At 55.1% G+C, this 16,057-nt stretch carries 17 protein-coding genes; 12 read left to right on the top strand and 5 right to left on the bottom strand.

Annotated features, from left to right (window positions below):
- From H9X81_RS10865 to H9X81_RS10845, 5 genes are all read left to right on the top strand, one after another.
- The gene (locus H9X81_RS10865) at positions 1 to 1,029 is read left to right on the top strand and encodes a M50 family metallopeptidase (protein ID WP_204721972.1); all 1,029 of its coding nucleotides are present in this window, start codon (positions 1 to 3) and stop codon (positions 1,027 to 1,029) included.
- A gap of 35 nt (positions 1,030 to 1,064) precedes the next feature.
- On the top strand, positions 1,065 to 2,120 hold the full coding sequence (ispG, locus tag H9X81_RS10860) for a flavodoxin-dependent (E)-4-hydroxy-3-methylbut-2-enyl-diphosphate synthase (protein WP_204721970.1): 1,056 nt from the start codon (positions 1,065 to 1,067) through the stop codon (positions 2,118 to 2,120).
- Positions 2,121 to 2,141: 21 nt separating this feature from the next.
- Positions 2,142 to 6,566 carry a PolC-type DNA polymerase III gene (locus H9X81_RS10855; RefSeq protein WP_204721968.1) on the top strand — a complete coding sequence of 1,475 codons (4,425 nt, stop codon included), beginning with the start codon at positions 2,142 to 2,144 and terminating at the stop codon, positions 6,564 to 6,566.
- Between the two features lie 178 nt (positions 6,567 to 6,744).
- The gene (locus H9X81_RS10850) at positions 6,745 to 8,103 is read left to right on the top strand and encodes an MATE family efflux transporter (protein ID WP_204721966.1); all 1,359 of its coding nucleotides are present in this window, start codon (positions 6,745 to 6,747) and stop codon (positions 8,101 to 8,103) included.
- A 119-nt stretch (positions 8,104 to 8,222) separates the two neighbouring features.
- On the top strand, positions 8,223 to 8,522 hold the full coding sequence (locus H9X81_RS10845; protein ID WP_204721964.1) for a DUF3846 domain-containing protein: 300 nt from the start codon (positions 8,223 to 8,225) through the stop codon (positions 8,520 to 8,522).
- On the opposite strand, the gene H9X81_RS10840 is transcribed toward H9X81_RS10845, so the two are convergent.
- Positions 8,523 to 8,933 carry a glycosyl hydrolase family 18 protein gene (locus tag H9X81_RS10840; protein ID WP_345941546.1) on the bottom strand — a complete coding sequence of 137 codons (411 nt, stop codon included), beginning with the start codon at positions 8,931 to 8,933 and terminating at the stop codon, positions 8,523 to 8,525. It lies immediately after the preceding gene.
- Between the two features lie 71 nt (positions 8,934 to 9,004).
- A complete protein-coding gene (locus H9X81_RS10835) occupies positions 9,005 to 10,528 on the bottom strand; it encodes a recombinase family protein (RefSeq protein WP_204721960.1) in 1,524 nt (507 codons plus the stop codon).
- A gap of 150 nt (positions 10,529 to 10,678) precedes the next feature.
- Here H9X81_RS10835 and H9X81_RS10830 point away from each other — a divergent pair, with 150 nt between their 5' ends.
- Positions 10,679 to 11,950: a Fic family protein gene (locus H9X81_RS10830; RefSeq protein ID WP_204721958.1), complete on the top strand. Its 1,272-nt coding sequence runs from the start codon at positions 10,679 to 10,681 to the stop codon at positions 11,948 to 11,950.
- 75 nt (positions 11,951 to 12,025) lie between these two features.
- Here H9X81_RS10830 and H9X81_RS10825 read toward each other — a convergent pair whose 3' ends face one another.
- Genes H9X81_RS10825 through H9X81_RS10815 form a run of 3 tightly spaced genes read right to left on the bottom strand, consistent with a single transcriptional unit; the run spans position 12,026 to position 14,362 of the window.
- Complete coding sequence (locus H9X81_RS10825) at positions 12,026 to 13,462, bottom strand: GIY-YIG nuclease family protein (RefSeq protein ID WP_204721956.1); 1,437 nt, start codon at positions 13,460 to 13,462, stop codon at positions 12,026 to 12,028.
- Between the two features lie 18 nt (positions 13,463 to 13,480).
- Entirely contained in the window at positions 13,481 to 13,927 is a 447-nt protein-coding gene (locus tag H9X81_RS10820) for an ImmA/IrrE family metallo-endopeptidase (RefSeq protein WP_204721954.1), read from the bottom strand.
- A gap of 12 nt (positions 13,928 to 13,939) precedes the next feature.
- A complete protein-coding gene (locus H9X81_RS10815) occupies positions 13,940 to 14,362 on the bottom strand; it encodes a helix-turn-helix domain-containing protein (protein ID WP_204721952.1) in 423 nt (140 codons plus the stop codon).
- A gap of 200 nt (positions 14,363 to 14,562) precedes the next feature.
- Here H9X81_RS10815 and H9X81_RS10810 point away from each other — a divergent pair, with 200 nt between their 5' ends.
- The 6 genes from H9X81_RS10810 to H9X81_RS10785 all read left to right on the top strand — a co-directional run bounded on the left by H9X81_RS10810 (position 14,563) and on the right by H9X81_RS10785 (position 16,006).
- Entirely contained in the window at positions 14,563 to 14,757 is a 195-nt protein-coding gene (locus H9X81_RS10810; RefSeq protein WP_204721950.1) for a helix-turn-helix domain-containing protein, read from the top strand.
- A gap of 183 nt (positions 14,758 to 14,940) precedes the next feature.
- Positions 14,941 to 15,141 (top strand): hypothetical protein, encoded by a 201-nt coding sequence (locus tag H9X81_RS10805; RefSeq protein ID WP_204721948.1) that lies wholly within the window; start codon positions 14,941 to 14,943, stop codon positions 15,139 to 15,141.
- The gene (locus H9X81_RS10800) at positions 15,141 to 15,362 is read left to right on the top strand and encodes a hypothetical protein (RefSeq protein ID WP_204721946.1); all 222 of its coding nucleotides are present in this window, start codon (positions 15,141 to 15,143) and stop codon (positions 15,360 to 15,362) included. The genes H9X81_RS10805 and H9X81_RS10800 overlap by 1 nt, the downstream gene beginning before the upstream one ends.
- Before the next feature lie 16 nt (positions 15,363 to 15,378).
- Complete coding sequence (locus H9X81_RS10795) at positions 15,379 to 15,573, top strand: hypothetical protein (RefSeq protein ID WP_204721944.1); 195 nt, start codon at positions 15,379 to 15,381, stop codon at positions 15,571 to 15,573.
- Positions 15,570 to 15,806 carry a hypothetical protein gene (locus H9X81_RS10790; protein WP_204721942.1) on the top strand — a complete coding sequence of 79 codons (237 nt, stop codon included), beginning with the start codon at positions 15,570 to 15,572 and terminating at the stop codon, positions 15,804 to 15,806. Before H9X81_RS10795 ends, H9X81_RS10790 begins: the two co-directional genes overlap by 4 nt.
- A gap of 2 nt (positions 15,807 to 15,808) precedes the next feature.
- Positions 15,809 to 16,006 (top strand): hypothetical protein, encoded by a 198-nt coding sequence (locus tag H9X81_RS10785; RefSeq protein ID WP_204721940.1) that lies wholly within the window; start codon positions 15,809 to 15,811, stop codon positions 16,004 to 16,006.
- The last annotated feature ends 51 nt before the right edge of the window (positions 16,007 to 16,057 follow it).

The following is a 16,057-nucleotide window of genomic DNA, read 5'->3' as shown; positions in this document are numbered from 1 at the left end:
TTGAATACCCTTCTCACAGCGATCATCGCAATTTTTGTATTTGGAACGCTCATTCTGATCCATGAATTCGGACATTTCATTGCGGCAAAGAAGTTCGGAGTCAAGGTCAATGAGTTCGCCATCGGTATGGGCCCCACGGTGTGGTCCACCCAGAAAGGGGAGACCACCTATGCGCTGCGGGCGCTGCCGGTGGGCGGATTTGTGAGCATGGAGGGTGAGGAGGAAGGCGAGAATCCCGACAGCCGGGCGTTCTGCAATAAAAAGCCCTGGCAGCGGCTGATCATCATGGCGGCCGGACCGGCTATGAACCTGCTGCTGGGCTATTTGATCGTGCTGGGGCTGACTGCCTCGGGGAATGCCATTGCCACTCCGGTGCTCCATTCCTTTGATGAGGACGCAGTCACTTCCCAGTATTTTGAACCCGGCGACCGGATTGTTTCCATGGACGGTCATCGGGTGCATACTGCCAATGACATTTCCTTCTATCTGTCCCGGGAGGACGACGGCATCATGGATGTGGTTGTGCTGCGGGACGGCGAACAGGTTTCCATTTCGGATGTGCACTTCAAGATGGTGAATGTCCAGGGTGTGGATATGGTCACCATCGACTTTATCGTAGTGGGTGAGGAGAAGAACCTCATCAATGTGCCGGTCTATGCACTGGACTGGACCATTTCCCTCACCAAGCAGGTGTGGTTCTCCCTGTGGGATCTGGTGTTCACCGACCGGTATGGCGTGGAACAGATGTCCGGACCGGTGGGCGTAGCCGGAGCCATCGGCGAATCGGCAGCCATGGGCCTGGATCAGTTTGCCATTATGGTGGGTGTGATCACCATCAACCTGGGTGTATTCAATCTCCTGCCGCTGCCGGCTCTGGACGGCGGACGCATTGCCTTTGTACTGCTGGAGATGATCCGGCGCAAACGGCTCAATCCCAACATTGAGGGCTATATCAATATGGCTGGCTTGCTGGCTCTGATGGCCCTGATGGTCTTTGTGACCTTTAACGATATACTCAAACTCATCTGACCGTGGCCCCGGAAGGGGGCAGAAAGGAGAGGGCTATGCCTGCATACAGACGCCCCTGCCGCACTGTGCGGGCAGGGAATATCCTCATCGGCGGCGATGCGCCGGTGTCCATCCAGTCGATGCTCAACACCGATCCCCATGATGCCGCCGCTTCGATTGCACAGGCGCAGGCACTGGAAGCTGCCGGCTGTGAGATCATCCGTGCCACTGTGCCGGATACAGCCGCTGCTGCCACCCTCACGGCGCTCAAAAACAGCGTGGCCTGTCCCATTGTGGCGGACATCCACTTTGACTACCGGTTGGCTCTGGCCTCGGTGGACGCAGGTGCCGACAAGATCCGCATCAACCCCGGCAACATCGGCGGGGAGGACCGGGTGCGTGCCGTGGTGGAAAAGTGCCGGGGAGCCGGCGTGAGCATCCGCATCGGGGTCAACGGCGGTTCACTGGAGCGGGAGCTCTGGGAAAAGTACGGCGGCCCCACCGCGGAAGCCATGGTGGAGAGCGCCCGGCGGCACATCCAGCTGCTGGAGCAGGAGCATTTCTATGACTATGTGCTCTCCCTGAAGCACTCCAATGTCAAGACCATGCTGGATGCCTACCGCATGGCAGCCGAAGTCTTTGACTGCCCGCTGCATCTGGGCGTCACCGAGGCCGGTACTGCCCGGATGGGACTGGTGAAGTCGGCAATCGGCATTGGTTCGCTGCTGGCGGATGGCATCGGCGATACCATCCGGGTATCCCTCACGGCTGATCCGGTCACCGAGATCGCCGCTGCCCGGGATATTCTCAAGGCCTCGGGTCGGGGAACACAGGGGGTTACGGTGGTGTCCTGTCCCACCTGCGGACGCACCCGGGTCAACCTCATCAGCCTGGCGGAGCAGGTGGAAGCTGCCCTGGCAGACTGTCCCAAGCGGCTGACTGTGGCTGTGATGGGCTGTGCTGTCAACGGCCCCGGCGAGGCCCGGGAAGCTGATGTGGGCATTGCCTGCGGCGATGGTGTCGGGCTGCTCTTTAAGAAAGGCGAGATCGTCTGCAAGGTGCCGGAGGCGGAAATCCTTCCCACTTTGCTGCGGTTTATCGAGGAACTGTAATGGAAACGGAGACCGTGGATCTTGAAAACATTCAGCGATGTATTTGGAACCTATCTGCCTGATCTCCCGGCGGCGGTGGCTGCCGGTGAGATCGAGCATCTTCATATTCACACCCAGCGCAGGGAGCTGACGGCTCAGCTGCGCTTTGCCAATGTACTGGAAAAATCGGTGCTGCTGCAGGTGCAGGCCCAGCTCCGGACTGCGCTGCAGCTGGGACGGGTGCTGCTTCTGCCCCGGTATCCGGCAGATCAGCTCACCGTGGCCTATCTGCCCAGCCTGGCAGATACCCTCCGGGCGGCAGGCAAGCATATCAACGGCTTCTTTGACGGCGCCACCGCTGAGCTGGCAGACGACCATCTCACCATCTCCCTGGCCCATGGCGGCTATGAGTGGCTCGAGCGGGAGAACTGTGCCCGGGTGATCTCCGAGATCCTGGAACAGGAGTTCGGGCGGCAGATCACAGTGGAGTTCACCGGCGTGCTGGATCTGGAGTCCAATCAGGAGATCTACCGCAAGACCATGGAGGCGGCGGAAGCAGCCATTCCCAAGGCTCCGCCCCGCCCGGCTGCACCGGCGCCTTCCCGTCCGGCCCCTGCCCAGAACGGCGGCAATGGAGGCTGGAACGGAGGCGGCAATGGCAACGGCGGCTGGAACCGTTCGGGCGGCGGACGCCGGAGCGACAGCCGTCTGCTGGACGAGCCCAAGGCGGCGCCCATCCGGTTTGACGCCTCGGGGCTGCCCTTCCAGGCGGACGAAATGACGGTCATCATGGGCAAGCCCATTGGGGAGCGTCCCATTCCGCTGTCCGACGCCATGGAGGAGGAGATCCAGGTGACAGTCTGGGGCGATGTGTTCCAGACTGACAAGCATGTCACCCGGGACGAAACCAAGGTGATCTACAAGATCCTGTTCACCGATTATACCAACTCCTTTGCCCTCAAGACCATCGTGTCGGCGGAGAAGGCGCATCTGATCGATGATACCCTCAAGCCAGGCAAGACCATTCTCACCAGCGGCAAGGTCATGTTGGACACCTTTGAAAAGGAACTGCTGCTGCGTCCTGATTCCATTGCGTTGGTGAAGCGTACATACCGGCAGGATACCAGCGAGAAAAAGCGGGTGGAACTGCATCTGCATACCAATATGTCCTCGATGGACGGCATGACCCCGGCGGACAAGCTGGTGCAGCGGGCGGCCTATTTCGGTCATACCGCCGTTGCCATCACCGACCATGGCGTGGCCCAGGCCTATCCCGATGCCATGAATGCCCAGAAGGCGGTGGAAAAGTCGGGCAAGGAGATGAAGATCCTCTACGGCGTGGAGGGCTATCTGGTCAATGATATGGTGCCCGCTGTGGTGGGGAAATCCAAGGAGGCCTTTGACGGCGAGTTCATCATCTTCGACCTGGAGACCACCGGCCTTTCTGCCGGTCTGGAGCGCATGACCGAAATCGGCGCGGTCCGGGTGAAGAACGGGGAAGTGCTGGAGGAATTTGACACCTTCGTCAATCCTGAGAAGCGCATCCCCGATGAGGTGGTCAAGCTCACCAGCATCACCGATGAGATGGTGGCGGATGCTCCTCTGGAAGAGGAAGCCCTGCGGATGTTCATGGACTTCATCGGGCGGGAGGATGCTGTCCTGGTGGCGCACAATGCCCCCTTTGACTCCTCCTTCCTCAAGGCGGCGGCAGCCCGGCACGGGATCAAGCTGCAGTATACCTATGTGGATACAGTGCCCATCTCCCGGGCGCTGTTCCCCAACCTCAAGAATCACAAGCTGGACACCATTGCCAAGCATCTGAAACTGGCGGATTTCCATCACCACCGGGCCTGTGACGATGCCCGCACCCTGGCGGGGATCTTCCTGGCGGAAGCCAAGATCATGCAGGAGGAAAAGCAGATCATGGCAGTGGACCAGATCAATACCGGCATTACCGTGGTGGATGTCAAGAAACTGCCGTCCTACCACATCTGTATCCTGGTGCAGAACCTCACCGGCCTCAAGAATCTCTACAAGCTCATCTCCATGTCCCATCTCAATTACTTCTACAAGCGTCCCCGGATGCCCAAGAGTGAGATCTTTAAGCACCGGGAGGGACTGCTGCTGGGCTCTGCCTGTGAATCGGGCGAGCTGTTCCGAGGGATTGTGGACGGCAAGAGCTTCAACGAGCTGTGTGAGATCGCCAAGGACTATGACTACCTGGAGATCCAGCCCATCGGGAACAATATGTTTCTCTACCGCAATGGCTCGGTCAATTCGGTGGAGCAGCTGCGGGATATGAACCGCACCATTGTCAAGATCGGCGAGAAGCTCCATAAACCGGTGGTTGCCACCGGCGATGTCCACTTCCTGGAGCCGGAGGACGCCAAGTTCCGGGAGATCCTCATGGCAGGCCAGGGCTTCAAGGACGCCTCGGAGCAGGCGCCGCTCTACTTCAAGACCACCGATGAGATGCTGGAGGAGTTCTCCTATCTCGGCGAGGAAAAGGCCTATGAAGTGGTGGTGGAAAACACCAACAAGATCGCCGACAGCATCGAAAAGATCAAGCCCATCCCCGATGGCACCTATACGCCGTATATTGAGGGCTCGGAGGAGGAACTCCAGCGCATCACCTGGGAAAAGGCCAAGGAAATCTATGGTGATCCGGTGCCGGATATTGTCCGGGACCGCCTGGATCGGGAGCTCACCTCCATTATCAAGCACGGTTTCGCGGTGCTCTACATCATTGCCCAGAAGCTGGTGTTCAAGTCGGAATCCAATGGCTACCATGTCGGCTCCCGAGGCAGTGTAGGCTCCTCCTTTGTGGCGACCATGGCGGGTATTTCGGAGGTCAATCCGCTGATGCCCCACTATGTCTGCCCCAACTGCAAGCACAGTGAGTTCTTCACCGATGGTTCGGTGCAGTCGGGCTTTGACCTGCCCCCCAAGAACTGTCCGCACTGCGGCACTCCCATGAACCGGGATGGTCACAATATCCCCTTTGAAACCTTCCTGGGCTTCAACGGCGACAAACAGCCGGATATCGACCTGAACTTCTCGGGTGAATATCAGTCCCAGGCCCATAAATATACCGAGGAGCTGTTCGGTTCCTCCCATGTGTTCAAGGCGGGAACCATCTCCACTGTGGCGGAAAAGACAGCTTTTGGCTATGTGCGCCGCTACAATGAGGAGCGGGGGCTCCATGTGAACCGCTATGAAGAACAGCGCCTGACTCTGGGCTGTACCGGTGTCAAGCGCACCACCGGTCAGCATCCGGGCGGCATGGTTGTTGTGCCCAATGACTACGAGGTCTACGATTTCACTCCGGTGCAGCATCCGGCGGATGACCCGGATTCGGACATCGTCACCACCCACTTCGACTTCCATTCCCTCCATGATACCATCCTCAAACTGGATATTCTCGGACACGATGTGCCCACCTTCTATAAGCATCTGGAGGATATGACCGGCATTCCGGTAATGGAGGTGGATACCAGTGATGAGGCGGTATACAGCCTGTTCACGTCCCCGGCGGCGCTGGGCGTCACCGAGGAGGAGATCGACTGCAATACCGGTACGCTGTCCCTGCCGGAGATGGGCACCAACTTTGTGCGTCAGATTCTCATTGAATCCCAGCCCAAGACCTTCTCCGACCTGCTGCAGATTTCGGGACTGTCCCATGGTACCGATGTATGGACCGGCAATGCCCAGGAGCTCATCAAGGAGGGCACCTGTACCATTTCCAATGTAATCGGTACCCGTGACAGCATTATGACTTATCTGCTGGGCAAGGGACTGGAGCCGTCCATGGCCTTCAAGATCATGGAGATCACCCGAAAGGGTAAGGCTGCCACCCAGCTCACCGAGGAGCATATCACAGCCATGAAGGAGCATGGTGTTCCGGATTGGTACATCGAAAGCTGTAAGAAGATCAAGTATATGTTCCCGAAGGCGCATGCGGCGGCGTATGTAATTGCGGCGATCCGGCTGGGCTGGTACAAGCTCCACCGCCCGCTGGAATACTATGCCACCTACTTCACCATCCGCGGCGGCGATATTGATGCCGAAGCGGCTGTGCGGGGACTTTCCACCGCACGCTTGCGGATGCAGGAGCTCAAGAAGCTGGGCAATGAGCGTACCACCAAGGAGGACGATCAGTTCACTGTGCTGCAGATCATGTGTGAGATGATGGCACGGGGTTATGAATTCCTGCCGGTGGATCTCTACAAGTCCCACGCCACCAAGTACCGCTGTGAGGACGGCAAGATCCGTCTGCCCTTCACAGCCCTCAAGGGACTGGGTGAAAACGCTGCCCGCAACATCATGGAAGCAGCGGCGGAAGGGGAATTCCTCTCGGCAGACGAGGTGGTTTCCCGTGCAAAGATTTCCAAGTCGGTGGTGGATCTGCTGCGGCAGGCCGGCGCACTGGGCAATCTGCCTGAGAGCAGTCAGATGTCCTTCTTCTGATTTTCCTGGGAAATACCGCTTGACAGAGTCAGATTTCTGATGTAAACTATTCTGCGTGTCTAATGGTCGGCGTATGATCGGCCCCACGAAAATCAAATATTGTCTGAATAAGGCCCATTTTCCTGTTTTCTGTCCAAAACAGGGGAGTGGGCTTTTTTTCGGGCCAAAGGAGTTATCAATGAGCGTTTCCCTTCGTGAAGAAAACAAAATGGCAGTGCGGCCGGTATTCCCGCTGCTCATGTCCATGGCGATCCCGCCAATGATCTCCATGCTGATTCAGTCCCTTTACAACATTGTGGACAGTATGTTCGTGGCAAAAATCGGAGAAGATGCCCTGACTGCAGTTTCTCTGGCCTTCCCGGTACAGACCCTGATTGTGGCCTGTTCAGTGGGTATTGGTGTGGGAGTCAATTCCTATATCTCCCGCAGCCTGGGCCGGGAGGACCAGGAGGGCGCAGACAGCGCGGTAGCCCATGGGCTTCTTATGGCAGCTTTTGTGGCAGTTCTGTTCATCATCGCGGGACAGTTCCTGCTGGAACCCTTCTTCCGGCTGTTCAGCGATGATCCGGCAATCCTGGCAGATGCCATCACCTACACCAATATCTGCCTGATCTTCTGTGCCGGTTCCTTTATCCACATCTGCATTGAGAAGGTGTTCCAGTCCACCGGTTCGATGATCTTCCCCATGCTGCTCCAGGCACTGGGAGCCATCACCAACATCATTCTCGATCCCATTATGATCTTCGGCCTGTTCGGCTTCCCTGCCATGGGAGTCAAGGGCGCAGCCGTGGCGACTGTGATCGGACAGCACACCGCCATGCTGGCTTCTCTGCTGGTGTTCCTGCTGGGCAAGTTTGCGGTGCGGCTGGATCTTCGGAACTTCCATTTCAGATGGAAGATGATCCGGGATATTGCCTCCATCGGCATTCCCAATTCCTGCATGAATGCTCTGGGCAGCGTGCTGGTAATGGGGCTCAATACCATCCTCATCGGCTTCTCCAACACAGCGGTGTCGCTGTTCGGCATCTATTATAAGCTCCAGACCTTCGTATTCATGCCCGCCAGCGGCCTGACCCAGGGCGCCATGCCCATCATGGGCTTCAGCTATGGCGCCGGCAACGGCAAGCGCCTGCAGCATACTCTGAGCATCAGCCTGCGGGTCTGCTTTGTGATCATGGCAGTGGGCTGTGTGCTGTTCATGGCAGCGCCCGAGTGGCTGCTCGGCCTGTTTGACGCCTCGGAGGAGATGCTCGCCATCGGCGTTCCGGCTCTGCGGATCATCTCGGTATCCTTCCTGCCCGCAGCCATCGGCTTTATCCTGCCTACCATGTTCCAGGCCATGGGACAGGGCGGCTATTCGCTCATCGTCTTTCTGCTGCGCCAGCTGGTGATCACCCTCCCGGCAGCTGCCATCCTCAGCGGCCCGTTCGGCCTGACCGGAATCTGGGCCAGCTTTATTCTGGCTGAATCCATAGCAGCGGGTGCGGCCCTTCTGTTCTATAATAAGCTCCGGAAGAAAGATCCGGTGCTGGGATAAAATAAAAATCCCCGGTTTCCGATGCGGAGCCGGGGATTTTTTTCTCAAACGGTATAGGCACAGGGATTTGGAACAGACTATCCCCAAAGACTGCCGGACGGCAGAGAGGGGACAGGAACATGCGGGTACTGATGCTGGAACCGGGGCAGGATGCCCGGGTGGAGGAGATCCCATCCGACCCGGCACAGCTGGAACGGATTCTGGGCGGCCCGGCGGAGATCACAGCGCCCTTTGAGAGCGGGATATTGCTGGTGATGCTCCGGGATCAGCGTGGACAGCGGCCCAATCGTCTGATCGGCAGCCGAAAAGTGTATGGACGCTGCCTGCTGAGCGGAGTATCCCTGCACGGATTGGACGACCTTCCGGCAGCACTGCTGGAGCGCTACCGGGTCAGGATGGACCGCTGCCGTCTGGAGTGATTAGCGGGGCGAGCGGATCTTGTTGACCAGGAAGTTGGCAGTGAGCACTTCCCAGGCCTGGGCGAAGTAGGTGCCGATGTGCCAGAAGCTGACCCCTGCCAGTTCAAATTCCCGCACCAGATCCATCTTGGCCTGAATGCTGCGGGCGTCCTCGAACCAGACCTCATGCCGGCGTCCGGAGTCATCCCGGTAGTTGAAGTAGGGGGTTTTGGAAGTTTCATCAAAGAAGATCTGGGCGTTGTTCTGCACAGCGATGTTGATGGCGCCCACATTGGAAACCACGGTGGCGGGAGAGTAGGAGCCGATAACCCAGTCATAGCCGTAGTTGGGAATGCCCATGAGGATCTTGCCGGCGGGGATCTCGGTCACGGCATACTGGAGCACCCGGCGCACCTGGTTGTAGGGAGCCACCGCCTGAGGCTCACCGTACCGATATCCCCATTCATAAGTCCGATTATCTATGAAACTGACCCCATAAAAAATCACCCGTCAAACCGCAGGGTCAGATGGAGGCGGGGAGGGACATTTCGCTCGGTCTTGTCATAGTCGATGCGGCTGAGGATGGATTTGAGCATCAGGTTCTTTTCCACCACTGACTGGAGCAGCCCATACCCGTCAATGACCTCCTGGATCCTGGGGATCATCTCTGCCATGCGCCGCTGGTTCTGCTCGGCGGCGGTGAGTTCCTCCTGGGTTGCCTGTTCGCCCTGGCGCAGATCGTCCAGCTGCTCTTCCAGGCGCTGCCGCCGACTGACGAAGGTCTCCCGGTCGTAGATTCCCTGTTCCAACAGGTCAAAGAGGTTTCCCAGCTGCTTTTCCAGCCGGCTGATTTCCTGCCGGGTGTGTTCCAGCTTCTTGCGGTGCGCTGCGGCCTCATCAGCCAGCGTTTCAAGCTGGGGGTATTCCTCCTCAAAGCTGTCCACGATCTCCCGCAGTGCCTGCATCAGCAGCGCTTCCACTTCGGTCACATCGCTGGCCTTGCAGGAGCAGTTCGGCGTTGTGCAGTAGACAATCCCGCCCCGGCTGTTCTGCTGACGCTTCATGCCGTATCCGCACACAGCGCACTTGAGCAGCCCGGAAAAGGGGTTCTGGGGAGTCCGGCTGGACACGGTCCGGGATAGGGTGGAGGCATGGAGTTTGTCCGCCGCCTTCTGCCAGACCTCCTCGCTCACCAGCGGCTCATGCAGGCCGTCGATCAGGGTGTATTCCCCGAACTTCCGCACCGGGCGCAGCACCTTCTGGACGCCGTCCTCATAGGTTTTGATCTTGGGGCGGTATCCCATCTTGATCTTGCCCATGTAGACCGGGTTGGTGAGCACCTTGCAGACGGTGGAGCCGGACCAGTAATGTCCCTGCCGGGTGCGGTAGCCCATCTGGTTGAGCTGGGTGGCGGTGTCACCGGTACCCATTTTCGCCGAGCTGAGAAACAGCCGGAAGATGAGCTGCACCACGGCGGCATCCGGGCTGGGGATCAGGGTGAAGCCCTTCTGTCCGGTGAGAGGCGCCTTTTCATAGCCGAAGGGAGCCACACTGCCCACATACTTTCCCTGTTTGGCCGAGGCCTGACGCCCTCGAACCAGACGGCGGTTGATGGTCTTGAGCTCCCGGCGGGACATATACAGCCCGAACTCAAAGTACTCCTCATCGAATTCATCGCCCGGGTCATAAGTTTTCAAGGGAGTGACAATCTTGGTGCCGCTGTACTGGAATGCCTTGGCGACCGCACCCTGATCCTCGGTGTCGCCGCGGGCCAGACGCTCGATCTCCACCACCAGGACGCCGTCCCATTGTCCGGCGCTCACTTCCCGGAGCAGGCGCTGCATCACCGGGCGCCCGGCAATGCTGTCGCCGGAGACGATCTCCCGATAGATGGCAGTTACCCGAAGCCCCTGCCGCTCGGCAGTCTCCTCCAGGAGCTGCTGGTGCCGGGAGAGGATCTCCTCATCGGTGAAACTGGGGTTTTCGCTGTCCTTCCGGGACTTGCGCAGATACATACAGTAGGGCATGGATAAGCTCCTTTCTGTAAAAAGAAGTGTAATATATTGCTTTTTTGCGTATAAATCAAAACTGAATTTTCATTGATGTGCAAAATGTTGTATTTTTACACACTTAATGATACTATAATAAAAAGAAGAGTTAAAAATTCTGAATTTTACATGATAGAAGCTGAGGTTGATCCTATGAGTTATATTCCATTGACAAAGGTATACTATCAGTCCCCAGACGAATATGAGGAAGAATGGCGCAGACGCAGAGAAAATCCCTTTTCCTCCTACCACATTCCGTTTCAGATCGGGGAGTATCCAGTCTTTTTCCTGCAGCTTCCGGAATTGTACCAGTCGATCATTGAACTGCATCGGCTGGATCAGAAAATCCATCTGCTGTACTTTGGCTTGCCGAAAATGGCGATCCAAAACTTCACACTGCACAGTTTGATTGGGGAAATTGTGATCACCAACCAGTTTGAAGGGGTATCAAGCAGCAGGCGGGAAGTAAGGGAATCGCTTGAGAATCTGCGGCAGAAACAGAGAGCGCAAAAGCGGTTTGACGGTATTGTAAGTAAATACCGTATGCTGATGACCCGAAAAGAAATACCGCTGGAAACCCCTGAAGATATCCGGCATTTATATGATGAACTGCTGCTGGAGGGAAAAAGTGAGATCGAACCGGAAAACCTGCCGGATGGCACTTTGTTTCGAAAGGAGAGTGTCAGCGTTACAGACAGTTTTGACCGGGAAATCCATAGGGGGCTTTATCCAGAGGAGCAGATCATCCAGGCAATGCGGGAAGCATTGGCTGTGCTGAAAGACCCCCAGCTCAACCCGGTGCTGGCCATCGGGCTGTTTCACTATCTGTTTGGGTACATTCACCCATTTTACGACGGGAATGGCCGGATGAGCCGTTTCATCAGCAGCTATCTTTTGGCTCGGGAGTTTCATCCAATTGTGGCATATCGCATTTCCTACCCTATTTTTCAAAACCGAAAGATCTATGAAGAGGCCTTTCGGATTTGCAATAACCCCCGCAGCAGGGGAGATGTTACGCCTTTTCTGCTGATGTTTACCAATATCATCACGCAGGCTATGCAGGGCCTTTATGAGGCGCTGGAACGCCGCGCTGCCCGAATGAACCACTATCATAAAAGACTTCAGGAGGCGCAGGAGTCCTTTGCCGATTGGGACGAAAACCTGAGGGACTGCCTGTTCATTTTAATTCAGGTCAGTCTGTTTTCCGAAGATGGCATCAATCGGCAGGAGCTGGCGGAAGCCTGTGAGTATTCTGTATCTACTCTGATGAAACAGCTAAATCGGCTGAGCGAACTGCAGGATGGAAAGCTTTTGATTCGGGAACAGGTCGGCAGAGAAAAGCATTACCGCCTGGATCTCAATCAATTGGACCAGCTGTTGCAGTGTTTGGCGCAAGAGTAATTTAAATAGTCTGGTTTTTAAAAGGCCGCTTGTCTGTTGCAGCAGACAGGCGGCTTTTTTATTTGTCAGTGATTTTTATACTTCAATGGAATCCTCGTCATTATCATCAGTAAAATCAGTGGATTCCTCATCGGTATACACCTGGTCAGACGAAAGCGACTGATAATACTCTTCGGCGGCCATTGTGCGAACAAACTCAGCAGTAGGTTCAATATCCAGAACAATTTGCTCCAGTTCGTCAAGAGAGACATTGAAGAACTCTTTGCGACGGTTTACCTTGTTTACACGCTTCGCATCCAAGAGAGAGTGAATCCGCCCTTCCAAAGAAACTGCATCTTCGGAGAAGATGAAGCTATGCACATCGAACTTGAAAGGCACGCTGGCATTTCCCAGCTCATTGACACGGTCCTGCGGGACAAGTCTGCGGGTCATACCGATTTTGAATATATTTTCACCAAAGCTGCCCAGGTTGCTGATAATGTAAACTGTACCGGCTTTTCCGTTCTGGAGATTGATGATTTCATCTTTCTTCACAACGACATTGGCAAGCTGTTCCTGCAGTTCCAGAATGCGGGCATTGAGCTTTTCAATTTCCGTTTCGTCCTGAGCATTGGACAGCTGTGTCTGTACCTTGTCCAGTTCGCCCTTGTACTTTTCTTCCTCTTTTTCAACTTTCTTTCGTTCAAGTTCGAGAGCCTTACGCTCTTCAGCTTCCTGGCGCATTTGTTCACGGATCGCCAGCTGTTCCTGTCTGGCCTGTTCTTTTTTCACATAGTAGTTGTACTCAATCTTAATGGCGTTGATAAACAAATACTCGATTTCACCGATGAACTTGGTAAGCGTTCCGGCAATATTTTGGTTTCCGCTGCCGGCAATGGACAGGTACTTGGAAGTAACGAGTTTGAGCTTTTCGATGCTTGAATCCAGCTTCTCATATTTCAGTTCAGACAAAATGTTCTGAAGCTCTGCACGAAGGGCAATAACCATGAGCTGATAGATTGACCTGTTGGCTTTGGTCGTGTATCTTGCCGCATACTGGGACATGAGTGATTCAATCTGCTTGTCGTTTGCCCGGAATGCCTTCCGCAAATCTGCCACATTCATGTAGTTCAGGTGCAAGGTGACTGTTGGAACAAGCTCCAGTTCCTCTTCCATCTGAGGGGAAATCTTACAGTTATCAAATGCTGTAGGATCATTGAAGAAGTTGTCTATGGCATACTTTGTCGCCTCATACAGGGATTTGTTTTTGGCGATTTTGTTTGTAACGGTGCGAAGGTTGGCCTCTTTCTGGGCTACCTGCTTCTCCAGATTCTGAATTTCTTCTCGCAGAGCTGCAAGGGTTGTATTGCAGGACAGAACCTCCTCGTTTGCCTGTTTCAAGGCTTCCTGTACTTGCTCATATTCTGTAAATCCAATCTCATCAAAATGAGCTTTTTGTTCGGCAAGCTGATTGGTAAGATCCTGGATCTGCTGCTTAAATTCTCCAATTCTGAATATATCTCTCAAACCCATAAGATATCATTCCTCCATTTAGTACCTATAAGATCGCAAAACTTCTGACTGATATAACTCTGCCAGACGGGTACTGACCCCAAGCCGGGCAGCGAGCTGGTCTGTACTTTCACCATCAAAGAGCACTTCCGCTGGATCAGGAGCCATCAGACATACTGAGAAGGTGTCCGCTTCTATCTCGGGTCGGCTGGTCACTTGTAAAGTGCACCGATCCATGAACACCCGGTTTTGTCCCCGGTGGAAAAGATGATGTCCCAGCTCATGTCCAAGTACAAAGCGCCGCTCGTAGTCATTCAGACCGCTGTCCACAAAGACGAAAGTATTCCGTTTCAGTTGCTTATACATACCACGCACTCCATGCATGGGTACGTCAAAGATTTTGATTCGCATAGCAGTAAGGATTTCCTGCGGGTCAGTGGTGCCGTATTTTTCAGCGATCCGCTGAGCCCGCTGCAGTATGGTCATGCGCACCGTCTCCTACTTCTTATACTTTTTCGGGGTGTACTTTTCCTTGTTGATTTTCTTAGCATATTCCAAAGCCATAGCCATAGCATTACGGATGCTGTCCACCGCTTCTGGGGAGGCTGGGTCACCATCAAACATCAAATCACCGCTGTTCTCCAGATCGGCCATCAATGCCTCCAGATCCCGTGCAATATCGCGCTTATCCCTTTCAGAGAGTCCGTCCTTCGGGGAGGACTCTTTTTGCTTTCCCAGTATTTCATCGATACTGATGCCGAAGTATTTTGACATCTTTTCCAGAACCTCGGCGCTGGGCCGGTCGGTCTTGGTGGTCTTCCATTTGGCTGCGAGAGAACGACTGACTCCCATTTCAATACAGGCCCGGCCTGGCTTCACGCCTTTTTGCTTACACAATTCTTCAAATCGATCATAGAACACAAAAACCATCCTCAATTTTAGCACATATTCACAAAGATTACGATAGTAACCAAAATGTATTGAAATGATTACGAATGTATGCTAATATTGATTCAGGTTGAAAATCGTAATCATTTCAGGTTTTATTTTACTGACAATTTAATAATATCCCTATTGATTACATAAGTCAACAAATACATGGTGAAAGGAGTAATCTTCGTATGCCTGCACAATGGACAGGAGAAGTTTTGGGCGAAATGCATTTGAATGATATCTCCGCTCAGGAGCTTGCCGAGAAAATTGGTATCCACCCCAAGTATCTCAGCGCTATCATGAACGGACATCGGGAGCCGAAAGGTGCCGAAGAGAAAGTTCGCGCCGCTTTGGATGAGTTGATCCGGGAAAAGACCGAATAAGTCTCATCTCATAGCGGGTGTAAGCAGTTACTGCCCGGGGCACCTGCCCCCGATATTTTTTACTCATTGTACCTCTTTTCATAGTTCTGGTTTTCATTTACGGGACGGGGGCAGATGCCTGGGCAGCAATTCCAGTCATAGGACAAGCCGTTATTCCGATACAATGCAGTGAGGTGATAAAAAATGCAGGAAGAGATCATCACAACCCGCTGGGGGACAGCGGTCATTGACCGAAGCCAGGTGCCGGATGATCCGGCCGAGAATGCCCGGCGCAAGAAGGAGTTGTATCACATCTGTGTCCGGGCGATCATGAACCTGCCGCCCGACCGCCGGGCGATCTACGATGTATTTATCCGCCGCAAGTATGGGGAGGGGAAGCAGTAATGGCAAAGAACAAGAAGCACGAGATGCACACCTACACCGCCGATGTTCAGCTGGTGGAGCAGAACGGCATTTATTTCATCTATAAAAACGGGGAGCGGTACATTGGGCCGATCCTGCCGGCAGATGCCGGGATCATGCTGGCAAGCGTTCACGAGGTGCTGGCAAAGGAATGGGTCGCCGGACGGGAAGCCGAGCTGGATGCCCTCCAAAACCCGGCATAGCGGGAGGAAAAGGACGATGAAACACACAGGACAAAAAATCGCCCGGTGGCTTACACTGGCCAGCCTGGTTGCGATGTTCGGATTCGCCGGCATCGCTGAGCGGGTGGACAAGCTCTCGCCCGGCCTGGTGGCAGGAATGTTCCTGTCGGTGCTGGCCTTTGGGGTCTGTGCCGAGCTGGGCGGCCTTACATACAGGAGGGACAAGCTGTGATTCAGATTTGCCCGAAGGACTGCCCCCGGCGCCGCCCCGGCTGCCATGGGAGCTGCCCGGACTATCCCCGCCGGCTGGCGGAATACCACGCTGAACAGGCCTATACTCGGGAGCAGAAAGCCCGGATCAGCGACAGCATCCGGGGCGTGATCGCCACCCTGCCGGTGGACAAGCGCAACTGCCATGTGACCCGGACACCCGGGCGGCAGGGCAGGCGGAAACGGAGGGGATAGTCATGCGGATTCTCTACGAGTGCCGGGGCATCACCCTGGCAGACACCGGGGATCGCTATGTGATCCTCAAGCGAGGACAGGTATACATAGACAGCATTGAGACACCCCGGGAAGCAGTGATCCTTTTCACTGAGATCCTGCAGACGGAGATGCTCCGGCGGGTGGAGCGGTATGAGCAAAAGAAAAAAGCAGAGCTGTGACGAGCTCTGCCTTCTCAAAAGCGGTATTTGATTGTGTGCAAATTACCGCTT

The sequence above is a fragment of the Hydrogenoanaerobacterium saccharovorans genome, from assembly GCF_016901815.1.
Lineage (GTDB): Bacteria > Bacillota > Clostridia > Oscillospirales > Ruminococcaceae > Avimicrobium > Avimicrobium caecorum.
Note: the sequence above shows the minus strand (reverse complement) of the source record. Positions and strands in the feature narration are given on the sequence as shown.